This window comes from Enterobacter sp. ku-bf2, assembly GCF_001742765.1.
Classification (GTDB): domain Bacteria; phylum Pseudomonadota; class Gammaproteobacteria; order Enterobacterales; family Enterobacteriaceae; genus Enterobacter; species Enterobacter quasiroggenkampii.
The window spans coordinates 654,158-674,551 of record NZ_MDVW01000001.1 but is presented as its reverse complement, the minus strand read 5'-3'; the positions used below and the strand labels follow the sequence as shown (position 1 = coordinate 674,551).

Here is a 20,394-nt window from a genome sequence, read left to right as displayed (position 1 = left end):
TTATCAGGAACAAGAGCATGAATTCTGTCATTGAATTTTTTTTACACGACTACGATGATTTACCACCAGCATTAGCACACGAACTCTACCGACTCAGAAGAAAAACTTTTCGGGACCGACTCGACTGGAAAGTGGAATGCATCGAAGGTATGGAAAAGGATCAGTTTGATTCCCATAACACGACATACTTGCTGGGGATGTATGATGGACAGCTGTTATGCGGCGCGCGATTTATTAACGCAACGCAGCCGACAATGATAAGCGAGATCTTTCACAACTATTTCGATAATCCCATTGTTTTTCCAGCAGATGTTCCCTGCTGTGAAGTGAGTCGCTTATTTTTAGATAAAGAAACACGAGACTCTGCAAGTCTGCAGGGCGTGCCCGCCAGTAAAGCATTGTTTCTTGCAATGAATATTTATTGCCTAAAGAAAAAATATCACGGGATGTACGCGGTAGCCAGTCGTGGTATGTATGCCATATTTCGCCATGCAAACTGGAAAGTTGAAGTAATTCAGCGCGGTGTCTCTGAAAAAGGGGAGGTTATTTATTATATTTATATGCCTGCCAGCCCCAGCATTATTGAAGACATTATTAGCAAAGATAAATCCAGTCACTGGCTTCGCGAAATGCTCGAGCATTTACGCCATTTATAACCAGTGGCTGAGGCTCAGTCCTCCAGTAACCGGAGTTCCGTTCCAAGTTTTATTGCGTGTCTGGCATTATTTACACCGAGTTTTTTCATTATATTGCCCATGTGAAATTTAACGGTGCGCTCAGCAATAGACAAAATAACCGCAATTTCTGCGTACGTTTTCCCGGCGCTGACCCATTTAAGGATTTGGCGCTCGCGTGGTGATAAGAAAACATTCTTTTTCTGCTGATGCTGACTATAAAGATTGAGTGTCTTCTGATGTAACTGAACCAGGAAGCGTAGAAATTGCGGTCGATATTTCTCTATGTCAATGCCAGAATGCTTAGGACTGATGACGGATAAGACCACAAGATTATTCAGATAGTCATGCAGAGGAAACGTCTGTCCCTGGTAAATATCATACTGGACACTTTCGTCGAAAATGCGTGTCAGGTTGTAACCATCCGACAGGACGACATCACTTTCCCAGAAAAAATCGTCAACACAGCGCAAAGCCCGAATAATGACAGGGTCAATGAACTGATATTTTCTTTCAAGATAGATATTAAACCACTCGGGACTATTATTGAGTATCCTCATCTGCGAAGGATCTTTCTTGTTCATAATAGCGTAGGCGAAGACGATCCCTTTGAAATCCTCAAAAAACGCGTCCAGCTCACTCTGAATTTGCGTGTTGATCGTTATGTCGTTGTAATATGTATCCTTCACGTGAGTTGCTGCCTCCTGTTCGAGTGGAGGACCAAGTATAATATGCTTCGTTATCTGTAGCGAGTCGCATTTTAATCCAGACAACCGATAAGACAGGCTACCTCAGCAGGCAGCCTCGTGAACGTTTGGCATTTTTGAATGATAAATGCAGGTGACTGAGGGAATTGTTGATGATTTTATCGAATTTCGGAATCGCTCACTAAATATAGTAGGCTGCAAAATTTAGGAGGTTTTCCGCTTTTCATCCGGGTAGCGCACAAGCGTACCGATTTCATGCGCCTTCAAATCAGGATGTAAACCAGTAGGTTACAGAATACCTTTCAAGGCAACATGATAAAGCAGCATGATGGTTTTACCGTCGACAATCTTGCCCGTTTCAATGCTGCGTAAAGCCTCTTCAAGCGTCATTTCCAGCACATCGATATCTTCCCCCTCAGCCATGATCCCACCGCCTGCGCCGGTTCTGTCATCTGGCTGGTACTCGGCAAGATAAAAATAGAGTTTTTCCGTGACGGAGCCTGGGCTCATATAGGCTTCAAAGATTTTCTGCACGCGCGAAACGTGAAAGCCGGTCTCTTCTTCCGCTTCTGCTTTTATGCGGCTTTCGGGATCCATGTTGTCCAGCAATCCCGCGGCAGCTTCAATTAAATCGTCCTGGTGGCCGTTGATAAAGACAGGGAAGCGGAACTGGCGCGTCAGGATCACCGTCTTTTTCTCACGGTTATAGAGAAGAATCGTCGCGCCGTTGCCACGGTCATAGACTTCCCGATGCTGCCGTTGCCATTCACCATCACGCCGCTGGAGGTCAAAGGTATATTTTTTAAGGATGTACCAGTTGTCAGAAAGGGTTTCACTGTCGATGATGCGCACATCTGCACGTTTTGATTGCACGATTGTTCCTCCTTACGTAGAGTAATGATCATAAACAGCAATATCATGCATGTTCAAGATGAAACATGCAACATCAGGAATTCATGATGCTCACCAGTCAGCGAAAACAATTGATCCTTGAAAAGCTGGGTGCCGAAGGCCAGGTCCAGTCAAAAGCGCTCAGCATTCTCTTTGACGTCTCTGAAGACACCATCCGGCGCGATCTGCGCGAGCTGGCGGCAGAAGGGCGTTTGCAGCGTGTTCATGGCGGCGCGCTGCCGTCATCTTCCGCTATAGCTCCGTTTGCAGAACGGCAATCCGTGAAGATGGATGCAAAAAAAAGGGTGGCCCGGAAAGGAGCACAGCTGATTTCATCAGGCCAGGTGGTGATTGTCGACGGTGGCACGACTACCTCGGAGCTGATTACATTTTTCCCTCCTGACTTGCGCATCACCGTGGTGACGCACAGCCCAAGTATTGCTCTGGGGCTCGTTGATCATCCTTCCATTGAGGTGATTTTAATCGGCGGACGCTTGTATAAACACTCGATTGTTGCGGTCGGCGCTGCGGCCATCGAAGGCATAGAGAATATACATGCAGACCTGTTCTTTATGGGGGTGACCGGTATTCATCCCGATGCGGGGCTGACAACCGGTGATTTCGAAGAGGCATGCATCAAACGTGCATTTTCCGGCAGAGCCGCGGAAACGGTCGTTCTGGCGTCTCCGGAAAAGATCAACACCGCGTCGTCGTTTGTGATTGGCGATGTATCTTCAGTGAATACCATCGTCGTTGAAGACGGTACGGATAAGGCGTGGATCCGCGCGGTATCGGAAAAGGGGGTATCCGTCGTGCTGACCTCAGATCGTGACCGCCTCTGACAGCCAGCCTTTAACGTCAGGCTGGCTGTCGTCCAGGCTTACGCTTCTGGAATGTTCTCAAGCGCGGTATACACGCTGAGACCATATTTTCTGGCTACCTCAATGTCCATATCGGCACCTTTAGACGCACCGGCAATACGATAAATCGCATCGCATTTTGCGATGAGCCGGTGAGCAACGGGGTACAGCATCGCTTCGCTGATTTCATCACCCACCGTTTTTGAGCCTGCGGCTTTTGCCAGCGGCAGCGCAAGCCATTCACCAATGACCGGGATGTGGCCACGCTGGTAAACGGCTAATGCTGCGTTTTCGAGACGCGCCAGATTCTCGTCAATTCGCGCCTGAACACCATCGGTTCCGCTGCGATAGGGACCGGCAATTAAAATCAACTGTTGTGTCATTAATACCTCTGTCAGCGTTATTGCATGAAACTGCACATTTACAGAGGATACCTTACGCCATTACCGGCCTGAAATACAACTCCTCGTGCAACATCGTGCACAAAGTCGCATGAGCATTTTGACAAAGGCGTTGTGCTACCGGCTCTCCGGTGCATGGCACACGGCCTCGATGTTATGACCATCAGGTGAGATGACAAAAGCGGCATAATAATTTTCACCGTACGGTCGTAATCCCGGCCCGCCGTTATCACGTCCGCCAACGCGCAGCGCGGCGTGGTAAAAATCATCAACCTGCTGACGTGTAGTAGCCACAAACGCCAGATGCAGAGGCGCAGGTTTATCATTTGTCTGGAAAAGGCAAAGTGAAACGTCGCCAGCGCTCATTTCAACACCGTAATCTGGCGCGCCTTCATCAATGAGTTCCACACCAAGCGGGCGAAGCGCCTCGAGGAAGAAGGTTTTGCTTTTTTCATAATCACTGACGCCGAATTTAACATGGTCAAACATTATCGACTCCTCAAAAGAGATAGAGAAATGAAGAGTATAGAAGGTGAGAGGAGTCGAATATGATCAAGGGCGTGTCTATGTGACAGATGTCTCGCTACAGAGCAGACCGTTTCCGTCCAACAAATGTCCAGCGCAGATAGTCGTAGAGCCAGTTAAACAGCATCGTGTACGGCAGGAAAAACAGTACAAGACCGATCTCTACAAAAAAAGCCTCCGTCACCGTTAAATTCAGCATCACCATTGCTACAGGAATTAACGTGATGATAAGGCCAACTTCAAAACAGGCCGCATGGAGCGCGCGGACCAGAAATGTTCTTTCAAATCGGTATTTTTTCTGAAGAGAGTCAAAGAGTTTGTTAAACACAAAATTCCAGGCCGTGGCGGTTAGCGCGGATATCACGGACAGCGAGCCTGACTGGAGTACCGACACGTTCATCAGCCAGGCAAGCGACAGCGCGATAATAACGTTGGCCGTCACTTCAAAAATGACCGCGTGGAAAATCCTTTCTTTGACACTTTTATCTAATTCAATTTCCATAAGTTTACGGCAGCAGTGGTCAAAGGCTGAAGTATATCAAACGTCTTTCAACCATGTGTAAACGTAGAGGTTGGGTTGTGTGGGTATCATGACAGCATGAACGCGTGAAAAGGCGACTGCACGAGCTCTGAATGGGCTAGGACAATCACGACCGAATAAATCCAGATTTTGAGGAACCATACATTGGTGCGCATAATGTATATTATGTTAAATTGCATTTATAGGTCTATTCTCCATGGTGCTCTCATGTAGCTCCAGAAATTAGTACGTTGGTGTCCTCCCTTCTCGATAAAATCCACCGTCGATAACAAACCATTTGTGAGAAAAACTCACAGCACCATTCGATAGCACATGCTGTTCCCCTTCATACCAGTGCAATAACCTGTCGCATACAGAATTGCTGGTAATAAAAGAAGGAACACCGAATGAAGTATGTGAATCTGGGTCGTAGCGGTTTGAAAGTCTCCCGTCTTTGTCTCGGTTGTATGAGCTATGGTGACCCCGAACGTTTGCCTCAACCCTGGTCCCTGGATGAAAAAGCGTCACGTCCGCTCATTCGTCAGGCGCTTGAAGCTGGCATTAATTTTTTTGATACCGCAAATATCTACTCGGGCGGAAGTTCTGAAGAGATCACAGGAAAAGCGCTGAGAGAAATGGCCAGACGCGACGAGATCGTTGTGGCGACAAAGACCTTCTTTCCATGGCGCAACTCACCCAATACCGGGTTTCTTTCCCGCAAGGCCATTTTTCAGTCTATTGACGATAGCCTGATGCGCTTAGGTATGGATTATGTGGATCTCTTTCAAATTCACCGCTTTGACCACTCCACGCCTGTTGAAGAGACCATGGAGGCTCTGCATGACCTCGTTAAATCAGGAAAAGTACGTTACATCGGCGCATCATCTATGGAAGCCTGGCGCTTTGCAAAAATGCAGCATACTGCAGAGCGTAACGGCTGGTCCCGATTTATTACGATGCAACCGCAATACAACCTGCTTTACCGGGAGGAAGAGCGCGAGATGCTGCCCCTGTGTGAAGACCAGGGCGTTGGTGTGATCCCCTGGAGTCCGATGGCACGCGGCAGGCTCACGCGCGACTGGAGTGTCACGTCCCGACGAACGCAAAACGATGCCTTTGCGTTAAAAATGTATGAGAACGCAGCCCTGCTGGATAAGCCCGTTGTTGATGTTGTTGCCAGAATTGCTGAAAAGCACGATGTGCCAAGAGCCCATGTTGCAATTGCCTGGTTGCTATCAAAAACGGTCATCACAGCACCGATCATCGGCGCGACGAAACCAGAACATCTTTCCACGGCTATCAGCGCGCTGGACTTTTCACTTAGCGATGCAGAAATCACGGAACTCGAGGCACACTATCTGCCGCACCCCGTCGACGGGATCATCCCCCCACTTCCGGATACGCCACCTTCACTCACGCCGCCTTCAGCAATACAGGACTGTTAATGCCCTACCCTCGCCCGGCGTTGCCGGGTCCCCCAGTAAAGGTTTAACTTTTATCAAACTGACTCTCGGTTAACGGGTCTGCGCGACCACCCTACATACGGTAATTACCAGGCATAAGCCTGGGGCGCTTCTCCCCCGGGTCCGGGCCAGATTTCGTCGAGACAGCTCATGGTGTCGTCTGATAGCGTGATTGTCGTTGCGTGAAGCGCCTGATGGAGTTGTTCGACCGTACGAGGCCCGATAAGTGGAGCAGTAACGACAGGATTCTGCAGGAGCCACGCAAGCGCCACATCGGAAGGGGTTTCGCCGAGGTCCTCACATAATCCTTCGTAGGCTTCCAACTGAGGACGGTGTTGTTCAATTAGACGGGCAAACGCGGGCCTTGCACGGCGCCCGCTTGCCATCTTTTTCAGTGCGCCGCCAAGCAACCCTCCGGCAAGTGGGCTCCAGGGGATCAATCCCATGCCAAAATGGCGGCATGCGGGAATGACCTCCAGCTCAACAGTTCGGGCAGTTAGATTGTAGAGACTTTGCTCAGCAACCAGGCCAAGGGAATGACGGGCCGTAGCAACTGACTGCGCAGTCGCAATGTCCCAGCCCGCGAAATTGCTGCTACCGATATAAAGCACTTTTCCCTGCTGAACAAGGAGTTCCATGGCCTGCCAGATCTCTTCCCATGGCGTATAGCGATCGATGTGATGCATCTGATAGACGTCAATATGGTCGGTCTTAAGCCGTCGCAAACTGTCCTCGCAGGCCTTGCGAATATGGTAAGCAGAAAGACGGCGATCATTCGGACCTGGCCCCATTGGCTGATAGACTTTCGTCGCCAGAACGATACGGTCACGGCGTCCACCCTGCTGGATCCAGCGACCAATAATCTCTTCGGACAGCCCCGATCCTTGCTGGATATCGGGTGATTGTTCGGTGCCATACACGTCTGCTGTATCAATGAAATTTATACCTGCCTCAAGCGCTTCATCCAGAATGCGGGCGCTGGTTTTCTCGTCGGTGACGTCACCAAAATTCATGGTTCCGAGACAAAGGCGGCTGACTTTCAGGCCGGTGCGGCCAAGATGCGTATAGTTCATACACGGCTCCGTTAGGTGAATGTTCCGCCCTGACCGACGGCCAGAGCGCATAATTTTCAAGAATAACGAAGCACAACGTGTTCAGTGAGAGGCGATGAGTGGATGGAATTGTGAAATAAATTCAGCAACGGATTAGCGCTAATCGGTCTATGGTGTATATCATTTCCGTATCAATACATTCGGGCCTTAACGCACAAGGAAAACGATTCTGTATGCAAATAAGCAGAGCGGATGTCGCCGATCTCATTTATTTCATGGCTATTGCACGTCATCGCAGTTTCAGCCGTGCGGCGATTGAATTAGGTGTCAGTGCATCAGCGCTTAGTCATGCCCTGAAGGGACTGGAAACCCGGCTCGGGGTTCGCCTCCTTAATCGCACGACCAAGAGCGTTACACCTACGGCTGCAGGTGAAGAACTGGTTCAGTCTGTCCTTCAGCCTTTCGACAAGATAGAAGGCGCGCTTGAATCGCTTAACCGGTATCGTAATACCCCTACCGGACGTATCCGCATCAATGCTGCCGTTGAAGCGGCCAATCTTTTGCTTGCGCCAGTTATGCCCGCGTTTATGGATCGCTATCCCGATATTGAAATCGATATTGTGGCCAGCAACCGTATGGTTGACGTCACTGATGCGGGCTTCGATGCCGGTATCCGCTATGGTGGCACCGTCCCGGAAGACATGGTTGCCCGGCGTTTATCTGCCGATATTCGCTGGGTTATCGCAGCATCCCCCGACTACCTTGAACGCTACGGAACGCCTGAACATCCTGATGATTTATTACACCATCGCTGTATAAGCAATCGTCTCGGCGACGATCGGATTTATCGCTGGGAACTTGAGCGAGACGGCGAAACGTACCAAATCACTGTGCCAGGCTCTGTGACGGTCAATCAGGCTGAAACGGGCCTTGTGGCCGTATTAGGCGGAGCCGGCCTGATGTATTTTCCGGAGCCTCTTGTTGCACCCTATGTGAAGGATGGCCGGCTCCGCCTGGTGCTTACGGAGTGGTCCCCGCTGGAGGAAGGTTTTCATATCTATTATTCAAGCCGCCGGCAACTACCGACCGGGCTTCGCCTTCTGATTGAGTTCATACAGGAGGCCCGACCGCTAGGGTTGTGAAATAGCGCCTCCATACTGAACGAGGCGTTATCGTCCCGTAGCGGATATCAGAAAATCAATCAGGGCCTTCACTCTTTTCGTTTTACCCGCGTTTTTGGGGTAATAGAGATACACTGGCGGGTAGGTTTTCCAGTAGCTCTCCATCACGGGTATAAAGCGCTCCCTGTCCGGCTGTAACTGCAAGATGGGTTCAAACAAACGTCCGATTCCCAGGCCGTTACGGATCCCGTCTGCCATAACGTCAATATCGTTGCTGATTAACTGCCCGGGCATCTCAACCGTCAACTGCTCTCCGCGATCGTTCAGAATCAACGGAAGGATGCGGTTGTTAGTAATAAAACGGTAGCCAATTAGCTTGTGTTGACTGAGGTCAGCCGGCACCTCGGGCATTCCATGCTCGCTGATATAAGCTGAGGATGCATATAACCCTTCACGAAAGGGTTTCATTAACGGCCGCGCCACCACCCCACCTTCGAGGATATCGCCAAAACGGATCCCAAGATCAAAACGCTCTTCGATAACATTCACGGTACCGTCGTAAACCGAAATTTCAAGCTGTATACCCGGATATTGCTGACAGAATTTCGCCATTGCAGGCTTAAGAATTAACAGATAGGCAAAACGCGAGAGCGTGATTCGCACGATACCTGAGGGCTCCTGATTCTGGTCGCGAATGCTTTCAAGCGAATGTTCCAGCGACTCCACCGCCGCAGCGGTCTGTTCCAGCAACAGCTGCCCAGTTTCCGTCAGCTCAATACGGCGGGTCGTACGCACAAAAAGCGGATGGCCAATATGATCTTCCAGCAGCTTAAGCGCATTGCTGACGGAGGGAGGCGTAATTTCCAGTTTTCTTGCGGCTGCCGAAATATTGCCCTCACGTGCAATGCTCTGAAAGATCCGTATCTGGTTATACAGGGCGTTATTCATAATGTTTTCCTAAAGCAATCTCCGCCTGATTATTAAGTACAGTCTAAAGATGCTTAAGTCAATGCTCCTCTAATCTTCGTGAAATTCGCCTCTTATACTTTTATCTCTTTCTACAACGACCTGAGTTCAGGAGACTATGATGCGAATTTTATGTCTGGATATCCCCGCACCTGGAGCATCGCTGGAAAAATATGCTCCACACCTTAACGCTGAAGCGCTGCACGCCTGGGGATTGTATAAATCCGGCTTCATCCGCGACATCTACTTCCGTCAGGACAGACCTGGCGTCGCTATTTTTCTTGAATGTGACTCTGTCGATGAAGCGATGAACGTAATGGCCGAATTCCCGCTGGCAAAAGCTGGCTTATTAAGCTTTGAGTGCATTCCGCTTGGCTCCTTTATTAACTGGGAAAATCTCTTTGCCGCTGAATTTAAAAATAAATAGTGAGGGCCGATATGAAACCTGCAGATAAACCCGTGCTGTGTGTCGTTTCCAGCCATCCGATTAAAGGCGCATCCGGTGTACCAACCGGTTTTTTCCTGGCCGAGCTGACCCATCCGCTGAAAGTACTGGAAGATGCCGGACTAAAAACGATGATCGCCAGCATTCGCGGGGGACAGCCGCCGGTGGATGGATTTGACCTCAGTGATCCTGTCAACGCCTGGTACTGGAACGAAACCGATTTTCAGCAGCGCCTGGCAACAACACCAGCGTTATCCGAGCTAAACGGTACCGATTACAGCGCCGTTTTCTTTGCAGGCGGCCATGGAACCATGTGGGATTTCCGCGACAGCCAGGATGCCCAGCGTATTATCCGCGAAATATATGAAAGTGATGGCATTGTCTCAGCCGTCTGCCACGGACCTGCGGCACTGGTTGACGCAAAGCTCAGTAGCGGCGAATACCTGGTGAAAGGCAAAAACGTGGCGGCCTTTACCAACAAGGAAGAGGAAGAAGTTCACACTACAGATGTGGTTCCCTACCTGCTTGAGACTGCACTCCGCGAGCATGGCGCGCTTCATCATGAAGCCCCGAACTGGTCTGAAAATGTGGTTACTGACGGTCGCCTTATCACGGGGCAGAATCCCGCTTCAGCGCACGGTGTCGGTGTGGCGCTGTTAAATGCCCTCCGCCAGTCAGCTTAATCCATTCATCTCTTTTTCACCGTTACTCACCCTCTTTGGCCGGTTTCCGTCAGCAACGTTCCGGCCTTTTTACAGGAGCTGAATATGAAAACACTACCTCCCGTCGCGCTGGGCACATGGTCCTGGGGCACAGGTTTCGCCGGTGGCGACACCGTCTTCGGCAATCATCTTTCTGATACTCAGATGGCAGACGTGTTCACCACGGCCATGAGTAAGGGCCTCAATCTCTGGGATACCGCAGCAGTATATGGCTTGGGGAGTTCCGAGGCAGCGCTGGGAGCATTAGTCCGTCAGTTCCCCCGCGAGGATATGATTTTATCCACCAAATTCACACCGCAGATTGCGAACGAACAGTCAGCGCAGCCTGTCAGCGATATGCTTGAGGCCAGCCTTGGGCGTCTGGGTGTGGACGCGATTGATATCTACTGGATCCATAATCCCCTCGACGTTGAGAAATGGACGCCAGGACTGATCCCACTTTGACAAAGCGCTAAGGTCAAACGCGTAGGTGTTTCCAACCACAATCTGGCACAAATCAGACGCGCCAATGAAATCCTTAACGCTTCCGGTTATTCCCTCAGTGCAGTACAAAATCACTACAGCCTGCTCTATCGCGCTTCTGAAGAGGCCGGGATCCTTGATTATTGCCGACAAAATAACATCACGTTCTTTGCTTACATGGTTCTGGAGCAAGGCGCGCTCAGTGGCCGTTATGATTCAAATCATCCCATGCCTGCCGGGAGTGGCCGGGCCGAAAGTTATAACGCGGTACTGCCGCAGATTGAAAGATTAACCGCCGCCATGAAAAAAATGGGAGCCGAAAGGAATGCCAGCGTTGCACAGATAGCCATCGCATGGGCTATTGCAAAAGGTACCCTTCCCCTCGTTGGTGCGACTAAAGTCCATCACGTTCTGGACGCCGCCTGCGCTTCAGACATCCAGTTACGCGATGAGGAAATCATCATGCTGGAACAATTCGCCGCAGAGACCAGAGTGGATACACGAGGCGCCGGGGAAAAACCGATGGTGTAAAGCCCATCCGGAACAGACTGTCATGAATCACATTCACGTATGGACAGTTCCGGGCGATCCTAATCTGTATCACTTTTACTGCTTTGTATGAAGGGTGAGAATATGAAAATCATTTGCCTTGAAGAACATTATCTCGACAGCGAGTTAGGCCGAGCGTGTATGCCTGTTGCGCTTGAGCAGGCGCCTTTCCTTGGCGACTGGGGAAAAACCGTCGCTGATGGTCATAATCCTGACCGAAGCCGGCCGCAGATAGAAAAGAATGCGCTGATAAACGCGAAAGGCGCTGATTTGGGAAGCCGCCGCCTCAGGGATATGGATGAGGCTGGAATTACCCTTCAGATCCTTTCTGTGGGCGGATTCCCCCAGCTGGCACCTAAGGATGAAGCGGTAACATTAAATACGGCGGCAAACGACCGCCTTGCCGGGGCGGTAAGAAATCATCCGGATCGCTTCGCGGCATTTGCCACTCTTCCCTGGGCACAGCCGGAAGAGGCTGAAAAAGAGCTTGTCCGCGCAGTTGAAGAACTGGGGTTTAAGGGGGCACTTCTGAATGGCCGACCCTCTTCATGCTTTCTCGATAATCCTGACTATGACTCCCTGCTTTCCCGCTTTAATAAACTGAATGTGCCACTCTATCTTCATCCCGGATTACCGTTTAACAGCGTGCAACAGGCCTACTTCACGGGCTTCAGCGCAGAGGTCAACGCCCGGCTCTCTATGTTTGGCTGGGGCTGGCATCACGAAGCCGGGATCCATTTGTTACGGCTGATGTTATCGGGCGTATTTGATAAATATCCCCACTTGCAGGTAATCAGTGGCCACTGGGGGGAGATGCTGCCCTTCTGGCTGCAGCGTCTTGATGACAGCCTTCCACTGGCTGTAACGGGTCTGTCACGCACGCTAACGAGAACCTTCCAGGAGCACGTTTACGTTACCCCGTCAGGTATGCTGTCGCTGCCGCACTTCCAGTTTATCTACGCGTTAATGGGGGCAGAAAGGATCCTGTTCTCCGTCGATTATCCCTATCAGACCCTGGACGGTGTAAAAACCTTTATCGACAGTCTGCCCGTCAACAAGGCTGAAAAAGAGGCCATCGCATTTCGCAATGCAGAACGTTTACTGGGCATCACGGCGTAGTTCACGGGTTCGTGATGACCGGTACAATGAGAACAGTCGACCATTATTAGTTTTTGTCTAAAAGTGAATGAGTCTTTACTGCTCTAAAAAAAATAATGGTGTCACTCTATACTGGGTTAAACATTCACCAAATATATTTAACTCATTGAAATGAAAAATATCCTTATTGTTTCAGGCCATCCTGAGCTTACCCATTCCGTCGCCAATGCCACGATCATTGATGAAGTGGCGACCGCCCTTCCCGATGCTGAAATTCGTCGTCTGGACTGGCTCTATCCGGACGGCAAATTCAATATCGCTGCGGAGCAGGAAAGCCTGCTCAGGGCCGATGTGATTGTCTGGCAGTTTCCTTTTTCCTGGTATGGGCTGCCCGGGTTAATGAAACAATGGCTGGACGAGGTCTTTGTCCACGGCTTCGCGCATGGCTCAACGGCGAAACTGGGCGGTAAAAAGCTGCTCCTCTCCTTCACTACAGGGGCGCCACAGGCGCTCTATACCGCTGACGGTTTCTTTGGCCATGCCATTGAAGAGTATCTTATTCCGTTCGAGACCACGGCAAAACTGTGCAATCTTGAGCTGCTGGCGCCGGTTTATACCTGCGGTATCAGCTATGCCGACCGGGATGCCGACAAAATCGCGCAGCAAAAAACGCTTGCCCGGGAACACGCTTCAAGGCTTGTCGATCTGCTCAATTCCGTCGTGAATAATCCAGAGGGAGAATAACGATGCAGTATACCCGGCTCGGTAAAAGTGACTTACTGGTCTCCCGCATCTGTATGGGATGTATGGGGTTTGGCGACCCGTTAACGGGCCAGCATCGCTGGACGCTGGACGAAACAGCAAGCCGGGACATCATCCGCTACGGTCTCGAAAACCGCCATCGCCTATCAGAACGGCTCCAGCGAACGATACGTTGGCCGGGCGCTGCGGGAGATGGCAAAACGCGAGGACGTGGTGCTGGCCACCAAGTTTCTGCCACGAACCGCCGCGCAAATTGCCGCCGGGATCGGCGGAAAAGAGGCAATAGCCCGATCACTCGACCAGAGCCTGCAGAATCTGGGGATGGACTACATCGACCTCTACATTTACCACATCTGGGATTACAACACGCCAGTTATTGAGGTGCTTGAAGCGCTTCATGCCGCCGTTAATGAGGGCAAAGTGCGAGCTATTGGTATTTCCAATTGCTATGCCTGGCAGCTTGCGAAAGCGAACGCCCTTGCCGAACGCGAAGGGCTGACGGCCTTTGTTTCCATGCAAAGCCACTACAACCTGATTATGCGTGAAGATGAACGAGAGCTCTTCGGTCTGTGCGCTGAAGATGATATCGCCATGACCCCCTATAGCGCGCTGGCCAGCGGTCGTCTCTCCCGGAAAGAAGGCCACACGCGGCGAGCCTCCGAGGATGCCTATGCCCGCGGAAAATATGACAGCACGGCTGAACAGGATCGGAGCATTATCGAGCGCGTCGCCGAGCTTGCTGAACGACATCAGGTGTCCATGACGGAAATATCTCTCACCTGGCTGCTGACAAAAGTCACGTCACCTGTCGTAGGGGCCACAAAAAAAGATCACGTCGATGGCGCGGTAAACGCCGTAAATCTTCAACTGAGCCCGGAGGAAATCCGGTTTCTGGAAGAAACCTACCAGCCGCACGTTCTGACGGGGATCATGGCGCAAAACACGCCGCAAACGAAAGACGTTAGTCAGGTCTGGACGCGGTAGCAAACAGTAATTTCAGTAAAAGGATCATCGTGAAAAAGCCCCTTATGCTTTTAATTTGTATGCTCATAAGCAGCCCTGTCTTTGCAACAAAACTGGACGCGCCGGATAAGCGAGTGATGAATATCTTTGAGCTCGGCGTCAGGCACGATCGGGACAAAGATTTTGCAGACGTAGCCAGACAGACGATTTCCGCTTCGGTTGATCATGAAGCAGGTACGCTGGCGATGTACGCCCTGCACCGCAGCGACAATCCACGTCAGGCATTCATGGTCGAACTTTATGAAAACGAAAGTGCTTACCGCAAACATCTGAATGCCGAACCATATAAGGCATTCGCTGCCCGGGCACCTGACATTATCGATCGGAAAAATAAAATCACCCTGGAGCCCCAATTTCTGGGGGACAAACACATCATACCGGATGAGCGAACCATTAATAATCTGGTGATCGTCGAGGTAAAGCCTGAATTTCAGACCGAGTTTAAAAACATCGTCCTGCCCGAAATGGCGGAATCGCTCAAAGTAGAGAAAGGCGTATTAGCGATGTATGCCGCTACAGATTCACAGACTCCGAACCGCTGGTATTTCTATGAGATTTACGCCAGTGAGGAAGCGTATCAACTGCACCGACAAACGCCACACTTCCGTGACTATCTCAGGCAAACGGCGCATATGAGCGCCAGTAAGGACGCTATCCCGGTAAAACCGGTATTTCTTCGTAACAAAAGCGGAATCAAACAGGATCCGCACCGTTGACCAGTGAGGAATAACATGAAAAGCGTAATTGCAGCGGCGGCCATGTCGCTTGTTATTTCTGATTTTGCTACTGCTGAGGAAACAAAAGGTAAAGCGATGATGAAAATTGAACCTTCAACAACTTCGGAAGCTGATATTCGTTCCGTCTCACCGGCTCTTGCGCGCTTTGGTCGAGAAGCGATTACTGAAGATCTGTGGACACGCGATGCCCTCTCGCCCAGGGATCGTAGTATGGTGACCGTCGCCATGCTAATTGCCAGAAACCAGCCTGGCGACCTTAAGCACTATATAGACATTGCCCTTGATAATGGCGTTACGCCAGCGGAGTTGTCAGAAATCATTACCCATCTGGCGTTCTACTCAGGTTGGTCAAATGCCATGTCAGCCGTCAGCGTGACCAAAGCAGTATTTGAAACTCGTGGCGTCACGGCAGATGTACTTCCTGAAGCTTCTCCGGACCTGCTTCCTCTCAATCAGGAAGCAGAAAAGCAGCGTTCAGAGACAGTGGAAAAAAATGTTGGCCCAATATCTCCGGGCCTGGTTAAATTCACTACAGATCCACTGTTCCTGGATCTCTGGCAAAGACCCGCGCTGAAACCCCGCGACAGAAGTATGATTACGGTCAGCGCGTTAATCGCATCCGGACAGAGCGCGCAGATTGGCTATCACCTCAATAGAGCAATGGATAATGGACTTTCTGTTGAGGAAGCTGGTGAGATCGTTACCCAAGCCGCGTTCTACGCTGGCTGGCCAAACGCATTTACTGCTGCTCCGGTTGTCGGAGAGGTGCTAAACAATCGATCATCGAGTAAAAGGTAATATTACTGAACACTAAAACCTGACGCACATCACAAAATTAGAACGAACAGTTCATGAACCAACAGGCGTGACATCGAGTGATTTATGGACAGCGTTTAACACAGTTATGAACCAAAACTGAGTTCATAACTGTGAGTTTGAATCGCCATTTGATTAATATGCATTTAAAACAGTTTGTTATACTGTTTCTGGTGCTGTCGTAAATTATGTATATTCCTCAAACCCAGAATAGTTAAATACGATATGCCAATAACCATTCTCTACGTGATAACCCGGCCTTCCCACTAACAAACGCCCCTTTTTTAAGGAGCGTATCAGTAACGTCAATAATCACTGAGAGGCTTCGCAGCCGATTAATTCTCTGTCATCTGGCGACGATGTTGTTGCGCCTGCTGCTGATGGCTAGCCGAAGACTGTCCGTTATTCGCCGTTTCGTGTGCAATCGCCGCTTTCTCGTGTTCATTCATCGCAGAAAACGACGTCGCTGTTTCGTTAGTACTGCATGGACCGTTTTTGATCATCTCCTTATGCATGTCAGCCATGCTCTGGTGTGCAGCTTCTGTGTTGTTTTGCATCATGTCATGAGACATTGCTGCCTGTTCGTTGTTGTTTGTCTCTGCAGCCCAGCTGGATGCAGAAACCGCCAGGATGGCAATAACAGATAAAAGGAACTTTTTCATGGTTGTATCTCCGAAATTAAAGTGCTCAACAGTTGGTGGCCTTCTTTATAATGAATTATAAAAACCGGCCGCTGTTTATCGCATGACTGGCGAGTGACATTTCTGTCACTCCAGGGGCTTAATCCCTACCCTGTTCCGGGACTCAAGGAGTGAGAGAGGCAAAACTTTGATTATTCAAATAATTAGAAGAGCATCCCGTCGCCTGCAACACTGTAACGAGGTGGCTACCAGCATAAGCAATACCTGCCCGACACAGCTGCAACAGCTAAAGACTCGGTTGGCTGAAGAAATGGGCAAACCTGTGGGTCTACACACCATGGGTATTCCGGCGGCAATCAGCACTCTCGGGATAATTGTCAGCTTCGCGATTCCTCAGCTGTGGTTGGGCTATGGCGTACTCGCCGCACTCGGCCAGCCAGCCGAACGCGTATTCGTGTGGGTTGTGCTGATCGCCCTCCTGTTCGCAAGCGTCAACGGCGTGACGATGTTTATGATTGGCAAAGGCAGCATGCGCGCCGTGCGGTTACATCTTACGCTGGCGGTGATGAGTCTGGTATTAACGGCAGCCTATTTGCTGGCCGCGCTGAGCGGTAGCGCTGCTCCGGGCGTCAGTCTGACCGCTGCGATGGTGAGTACTGTCATGCTGGGGCTTAGCGGCAGCTGCATCTTCTCTACCGCTTTCTATAAGATGCTGCTATTTACTCTGCATAACAGAGCCTGGCGCAAACTGATCAGCAAGGCGCGCTAAGCATTCAACCCGTAAAAACCCGCCGCTACCGGCGGGTTTTTTTATGGCTTTTTATGTCTGCGCAACCAAATTAACTTATACGCCGCAGGAATAATAAACAGCGATAGCAGCGGTGCCGTAATCATCCCGCCGATCATGGGCGCCGCTATCCGGCTCATGACTTCTGACCCTGCGCCGGTCCCCCAGAGAATGGGCAGCAGACCCGCGATGATCACCGCGACGGTCATTGCCTTTGGCCGCACGCGCAGCACGGCACCATGATAAAGCGCCTCATCAAGCCCCTGTTCGGTGAACGTTTCCTGGCGGGACAACGCCGGATGTGCTTCAACGGCATGACGCAAATACATCAGCATGACCACCCCAAATTCTGCCGCCACCCCGGCCAGGGCGATAAACCCGGTGCCGGTTGCAACTGACATATGAAAACCCTGCCAGTAGAGGAACCATATCCCGCCGACCAGCGCGAACGGCAGGCTCATCAGGATCAGCAACGCTTCATCCACGCGACGGAACGCCAGATAGAGCAGAATGAAAATGATCATCACCGTCATCGGCACCATCAGCTTCAGTTTCTTGTTGGCGTGTTCAAGCAGTTCAAACTGTCCGGAGAATGACACGCTGGTACCCGGCCTCAGCTTTACGTTCTGACTGATGGCCGTTTTAATGTCGTTCACTACGGACACCATATCCCTGCCGCGGGCATCGATATAAATCCAGCTTGCAGGTCGGGCATTCTCCGTTTTTAGCATCGTGGGGCCGGAAACAACGTTGATATCCGCCACATCACCCAGCGTGATCTGCTGTTTCATCGGCGTCAGGATCGGCATCTGCCTCAACGCGTTCGGGCTGTTCCGGTAGTCCTGAGGATAACGAATATTAATCGGGTAGCGGGCCACGCCTTCCACCGTTTCCCCCACCGTCGCGCCGCCGATGGCCGAGGAGACGAACAGCTGCACATCGCCCACCGTCATCCCGTAGCGGGAGGCTTTTTCGCGGTTGATATCAACATCGATGTAGCGCCCGCCTTCCAGACGTTCAGCGAGGGCAGACACCACGCCCGGCACCGTTTTGGCGACTGCCTCTATGCGCTGCGCCGTGGCGTCGATATCAGCCAGAACGGTACCTGAAACCTTGATACCAATGGGGCTTTTAATCCCGGTTGAAAGCATATCGATGCGGTTGCGGATGGGCGGAACCCAGAGATTCGCCAGGCCAGGCAAACGAACGGTCTTATCGAGCTCGTCAACGATCTTGTCAATCGTCATGCCGGGTCGCCACTGATCCTCAGGCTTAAGCTGAATGGTGGTTTCGACCATTTCGAGCGGCGCGGAATCCGTGGCCGTTTCGGCTTTACCGGTTTTACCGAACACCGACGCTACCTCAGGTACGGTTTTGATGAGTTTGTCTGTGGTCTGCAGGAGCGCCGCCGCTTCTGCCGGAGACACGCCTGGCAATGTCGAGGGCATATACAGCAGATCGCCTTCGTTGATCTTCGGTAAAAACTCGCCACCCACCTGGCTCAGGGGCCAGATCACCGTGAAGATGGATAATGCCGCAACCAGCAGGGTTGTTTTAGGCCAGTGGAGCACCCGAATCAGAAGCGGATGATAGGCGTTAATCAACAGTCTGTTCAGCGGGTTACGGGTCTCGGCGGGAATTTTACCCCGGATCCAGAATCCCATCAGAATGGGGATCACGATGATGGCCAGCGCGGCCGCGCCCGCCATGGCATACGTTTTCGTGAAGGCCAGCGGACCAAACAGCCGCCCTTCCTGTCCCTCGAGGGTAAAGATGGGTATGAACGACAAGGTGATGATCAGCAAGCTGATAAACAGGGCTGGCCCCACTTCAACGGAGGCACTGGTGATCACCTGCCAGCGGGTGGCGTTGTCAATCTGCTCCCCCGGATGCTGGTGATCCCACTCTTCCAGCCGTTTATGCGCATTTTCAATCATCACGATGGCGGCATCCACCATTGCACCGACGGCAATGGCAATACCTCCGAGCGACATAATATTGGCGTTCAGCCCCTGGAAATGCATGACGATGAAGGCAATACACAGGCCAAGCGGCAGAGAGATAATCGCCACCAGCGCTGAGCGAATGTGCCAGAGGAACAGCGCGCAGACGATGGCCACCACGATAAACTCTTCGAGAAGCTTGCCGCTCAGGTTATCAATGGCCCGGTCGATGAGCTGGCTGCGATCGTAGGTAGTCACAATCTCAACGCCTTCCGGCAGGCTGGCCTTCAGCGTCTCCAGCTTATCCTTCACCGCCGTGATGACCTCGCGCGCGTTTTTACCCGAACGCAGGATCACCACGCCGCCCGCCACTTCACCCTGCCCGTTCAGCTCGGCAATACCGCGGCGCATTTCCGGCCCTGTTTGTACGCGGGCAACGTCACGCAGATAGATCGGTACGCCGTTCTCGCCGGTTTTCAGGACGATGTGATTGAAATCATCGATGGTCTGCAGATAGCCGCTGGCCCGCACCATATACTCCGCTTCCGCGATTTCTACGGACGATCCCCCTGCTTCCTGATTAGACGATTCAAGGGCCTGCTTAACCTCCGGCAGGCTGACGCCATACTGTGCCAGCTTTAACGGGTCAACCTGAATCTGATACTGCTTCACCACGCCGCCGACGGAGGCCACTTCGGCCACGTTCGGGATCGTTTTCAGCTCAAACTTCAGGAACCAGTCCTGCAATGAGCGCAGCTCGGCGAGATCGTGTTTTCCGCTGCGATCCACCAGCGCATATTCAAATATCCAGCCCACGCCGGTGGCATCCGGGCCGATCTCGGAACTCACGCCAGCAGGGAGTTTGCCCTGAACCTGGTTCAGGTACTCCAGCACGCGCGAACGGGCCCAGTACAAATCAGTGCCATCTTCAAAAATGACATAGACATACGAATCACCAAACTGCGAAAAGCCGCGCACGGTCTTAGCGCCGGGAACCGACAGCATGGTGGTGGTGAGTGGATAGGTCACCTGGTTTTCAACAATCTGCGGGGCCTGGCCGGGATAGCTGGTTTTGATAATCACCTGAACGTCAGACAGATCGGGCAAGGCATCAACCGGGGTGTTGATGATGGTCCATGTCCCCCAGACGCTGAGAAACAGCGCCCCCATCATAACCAGGAAACGATTAGCCACTGACCGCCGGATAATCCATTCAATCATCATCGTCT

20 protein-coding genes and 2 pseudogenes are annotated in these 20,394 nt (G+C 51.4%); 13 read left to right on the top strand and 9 right to left on the bottom strand.

Annotated features, from left to right (window positions below; all coding sequences use genetic code 11):
• Positions 1–17: 17 nt before the first annotated feature.
• A complete protein-coding gene (locus BFG58_RS03210) occupies positions 18–656 on the top strand; it encodes an acyl-homoserine-lactone synthase (RefSeq protein WP_048223222.1) in 639 nt (212 codons plus the stop codon).
• Between the two features lie 14 nt (positions 657–670).
• Here BFG58_RS03210 and BFG58_RS03205 read toward each other — a convergent pair whose 3' ends face one another.
• Positions 671–1,363 (bottom strand): LuxR family transcriptional regulator, encoded by a 693-nt coding sequence (locus tag BFG58_RS03205; RefSeq protein ID WP_048030459.1) that lies wholly within the window; start codon positions 1,361–1,363, stop codon positions 671–673.
• A gap of 306 nt (positions 1,364–1,669) precedes the next feature.
• Entirely contained in the window at positions 1,670–2,254 is a 585-nt protein-coding gene (locus tag BFG58_RS03200; RefSeq protein WP_069719227.1) for an NUDIX domain-containing protein, read from the bottom strand.
• An 86-nt stretch (positions 2,255–2,340) separates the two neighbouring features.
• On the opposite strand from BFG58_RS03200, the gene BFG58_RS03195 reads away from it, so the two are divergent.
• On the top strand, positions 2,341–3,114 hold the full coding sequence (locus BFG58_RS03195) for a DeoR/GlpR family DNA-binding transcription regulator (protein WP_048030458.1): 774 nt from the start codon (positions 2,341–2,343) through the stop codon (positions 3,112–3,114).
• Positions 3,115–3,152: 38 nt separating this feature from the next.
• Here BFG58_RS03195 and BFG58_RS03190 read toward each other — a convergent pair whose 3' ends face one another.
• The 3 genes from BFG58_RS03190 to BFG58_RS03180 form a co-directional block, all read right to left on the bottom strand.
• The gene (locus tag BFG58_RS03190; RefSeq protein ID WP_048223225.1) at positions 3,153–3,515 is read right to left on the bottom strand and encodes a DUF4406 domain-containing protein; all 363 of its coding nucleotides are present in this window, start codon (positions 3,513–3,515) and stop codon (positions 3,153–3,155) included.
• A gap of 135 nt (positions 3,516–3,650) precedes the next feature.
• Positions 3,651–4,022, bottom strand: coding sequence for a VOC family protein (locus tag BFG58_RS03185; RefSeq protein WP_069719226.1), 372 nt, complete (start codon positions 4,020–4,022; stop codon positions 3,651–3,653).
• 94 nt (positions 4,023–4,116) lie between these two features.
• Positions 4,117–4,560: a PACE efflux transporter gene (locus tag BFG58_RS03180; RefSeq protein ID WP_063621632.1), complete on the bottom strand. Its 444-nt coding sequence runs from the start codon at positions 4,558–4,560 to the stop codon at positions 4,117–4,119.
• Positions 4,561–4,985: 425 nt separating this feature from the next.
• Between BFG58_RS03180 and BFG58_RS03175 the strand changes: the two genes are divergently transcribed.
• Positions 4,986–6,023, top strand: coding sequence for an aldo/keto reductase (locus tag BFG58_RS03175; protein ID WP_069719225.1), 1,038 nt, complete (start codon positions 4,986–4,988; stop codon positions 6,021–6,023).
• A gap of 104 nt (positions 6,024–6,127) precedes the next feature.
• Here the strand turns inward: BFG58_RS03175 and BFG58_RS03170 are convergent, their stop codons facing one another.
• The gene (locus tag BFG58_RS03170) at positions 6,128–7,114 is read right to left on the bottom strand and encodes an aldo/keto reductase (protein ID WP_069719224.1); all 987 of its coding nucleotides are present in this window, start codon (positions 7,112–7,114) and stop codon (positions 6,128–6,130) included.
• Positions 7,115–7,326: 212 nt separating this feature from the next.
• Between BFG58_RS03170 and BFG58_RS03165 the strand changes: the two genes are divergently transcribed.
• The gene (locus tag BFG58_RS03165; RefSeq protein WP_015705386.1) at positions 7,327–8,235 is read left to right on the top strand and encodes a LysR family transcriptional regulator; all 909 of its coding nucleotides are present in this window, start codon (positions 7,327–7,329) and stop codon (positions 8,233–8,235) included.
• Positions 8,236–8,262: 27 nt separating this feature from the next.
• On the opposite strand, the gene BFG58_RS03160 is transcribed toward BFG58_RS03165, so the two are convergent.
• Positions 8,263–9,162, bottom strand: a complete 900-nt coding sequence (locus BFG58_RS03160) for a LysR family transcriptional regulator (protein ID WP_045617329.1) — start codon at positions 9,160–9,162, stop codon at positions 8,263–8,265.
• Between the two features lie 139 nt (positions 9,163–9,301).
• Between BFG58_RS03160 and BFG58_RS03155 the strand changes: the two genes are divergently transcribed.
• From BFG58_RS03155 to BFG58_RS03120, 8 genes and pseudogenes are all read left to right on the top strand, one after another.
• Positions 9,302–9,607 (top strand): hypothetical protein, encoded by a 306-nt coding sequence (locus BFG58_RS03155; RefSeq protein ID WP_045910563.1) that lies wholly within the window; start codon positions 9,302–9,304, stop codon positions 9,605–9,607.
• A gap of 11 nt (positions 9,608–9,618) precedes the next feature.
• Positions 9,619–10,308 (top strand): type 1 glutamine amidotransferase domain-containing protein, encoded by a 690-nt coding sequence (locus tag BFG58_RS03150; protein ID WP_069719223.1) that lies wholly within the window; start codon positions 9,619–9,621, stop codon positions 10,306–10,308.
• An 84-nt stretch (positions 10,309–10,392) separates the two neighbouring features.
• Positions 10,393–11,340 (top strand): annotated as a pseudogene (locus tag BFG58_RS03145) (aldo/keto reductase).
• Between the two features lie 102 nt (positions 11,341–11,442).
• Positions 11,443–12,477, top strand: coding sequence for an amidohydrolase family protein (locus BFG58_RS03140; protein WP_069719222.1), 1,035 nt, complete (start codon positions 11,443–11,445; stop codon positions 12,475–12,477).
• A gap of 150 nt (positions 12,478–12,627) precedes the next feature.
• A complete protein-coding gene (locus BFG58_RS03135) occupies positions 12,628–13,200 on the top strand; it encodes an NAD(P)H-dependent oxidoreductase (RefSeq protein ID WP_069719221.1) in 573 nt (190 codons plus the stop codon).
• Positions 13,201–13,202: 2 nt separating this feature from the next.
• Positions 13,203–14,202 (top strand): annotated as a pseudogene (locus BFG58_RS03130) (aldo/keto reductase).
• 59 nt (positions 14,203–14,261) lie between these two features.
• On the top strand, positions 14,262–14,957 hold the full coding sequence (locus BFG58_RS03125; RefSeq protein ID WP_050595296.1) for a putative quinol monooxygenase: 696 nt from the start codon (positions 14,262–14,264) through the stop codon (positions 14,955–14,957).
• Between the two features lie 15 nt (positions 14,958–14,972).
• Positions 14,973–15,776 carry a carboxymuconolactone decarboxylase family protein gene (locus BFG58_RS03120; protein WP_069719220.1) on the top strand — a complete coding sequence of 268 codons (804 nt, stop codon included), beginning with the start codon at positions 14,973–14,975 and terminating at the stop codon, positions 15,774–15,776.
• Between the two features lie 353 nt (positions 15,777–16,129).
• On the opposite strand, the gene BFG58_RS03115 is transcribed toward BFG58_RS03120, so the two are convergent.
• On the bottom strand, positions 16,130–16,456 hold the full coding sequence (locus tag BFG58_RS03115) for a copper-binding protein (protein ID WP_069719219.1): 327 nt from the start codon (positions 16,454–16,456) through the stop codon (positions 16,130–16,132).
• 301 nt (positions 16,457–16,757) lie between these two features.
• Here BFG58_RS03115 and BFG58_RS03110 point away from each other — a divergent pair, with 301 nt between their 5' ends.
• Positions 16,758–17,204, top strand: coding sequence for a hypothetical protein (locus BFG58_RS03110; protein WP_254665183.1), 447 nt, complete (start codon positions 16,758–16,760; stop codon positions 17,202–17,204).
• Positions 17,205–17,245: 41 nt separating this feature from the next.
• On the opposite strand, the gene silA is transcribed toward BFG58_RS03110, so the two are convergent.
• Positions 17,246–20,386, bottom strand: a complete 3,141-nt coding sequence (gene silA / locus BFG58_RS03105; RefSeq protein ID WP_069719218.1) for a Cu(+)/Ag(+) efflux RND transporter permease subunit SilA — start codon at positions 20,384–20,386, stop codon at positions 17,246–17,248.
• Between the last annotated feature and the right edge of the window lie 8 nt (positions 20,387–20,394).

Excerpts from the sequence above, each read along its gene's own strand:
- BFG58_RS03185 (WP_069719226.1), bottom strand. The coding sequence starts at position 4,022 with ATGTTTGACCATGTTAAATTCGGCGTCAGTGATTATGAAAAAAGCAAA.
- BFG58_RS03175 (WP_069719225.1), top strand. The coding sequence starts at position 4,986 with ATGAAGTATGTGAATCTGGGTCGTAGCGGTTTGAAAGTCTCCCGTCTT.
- BFG58_RS03190 (WP_048223225.1), bottom strand. The coding sequence starts at position 3,515 with ATGACACAACAGTTGATTTTAATTGCCGGTCCCTATCGCAGCGGAACC.
- BFG58_RS03125 (WP_050595296.1), top strand. The coding sequence starts at position 14,262 with ATGCTCATAAGCAGCCCTGTCTTTGCAACAAAACTGGACGCGCCGGAT.
- BFG58_RS03150 (WP_069719223.1), top strand. The coding sequence starts at position 9,619 with ATGAAACCTGCAGATAAACCCGTGCTGTGTGTCGTTTCCAGCCATCCG.
- BFG58_RS03160 (WP_045617329.1), bottom strand. The coding sequence starts at position 9,162 with ATGAATAACGCCCTGTATAACCAGATACGGATCTTTCAGAGCATTGCA.
- BFG58_RS03195 (WP_048030458.1), top strand. The coding sequence starts at position 2,341 with ATGCTCACCAGTCAGCGAAAACAATTGATCCTTGAAAAGCTGGGTGCC.
- BFG58_RS03165 (WP_015705386.1), top strand. The coding sequence starts at position 7,327 with ATGCAAATAAGCAGAGCGGATGTCGCCGATCTCATTTATTTCATGGCT.
- silA (WP_069719218.1), bottom strand. The coding sequence starts at position 20,386 with ATGATTGAATGGATTATCCGGCGGTCAGTGGCTAATCGTTTCCTGGTT.
- BFG58_RS03135 (WP_069719221.1), top strand. The coding sequence starts at position 12,628 with ATGAAAAATATCCTTATTGTTTCAGGCCATCCTGAGCTTACCCATTCC.
- BFG58_RS03180 (WP_063621632.1), bottom strand. The coding sequence starts at position 4,560 with ATGGAAATTGAATTAGATAAAAGTGTCAAAGAAAGGATTTTCCACGCG.
- BFG58_RS03210 (WP_048223222.1), top strand. The coding sequence starts at position 18 with ATGAATTCTGTCATTGAATTTTTTTTACACGACTACGATGATTTACCA.
- BFG58_RS03155 (WP_045910563.1), top strand. The coding sequence starts at position 9,302 with ATGCGAATTTTATGTCTGGATATCCCCGCACCTGGAGCATCGCTGGAA.
- BFG58_RS03115 (WP_069719219.1), bottom strand. The coding sequence starts at position 16,456 with ATGAAAAAGTTCCTTTTATCTGTTATTGCCATCCTGGCGGTTTCTGCA.
- BFG58_RS03170 (WP_069719224.1), bottom strand. The coding sequence starts at position 7,114 with ATGAACTATACGCATCTTGGCCGCACCGGCCTGAAAGTCAGCCGCCTT.
- BFG58_RS03140 (WP_069719222.1), top strand. The coding sequence starts at position 11,443 with ATGAAAATCATTTGCCTTGAAGAACATTATCTCGACAGCGAGTTAGGC.
- BFG58_RS03120 (WP_069719220.1), top strand. The coding sequence starts at position 14,973 with ATGAAAAGCGTAATTGCAGCGGCGGCCATGTCGCTTGTTATTTCTGAT.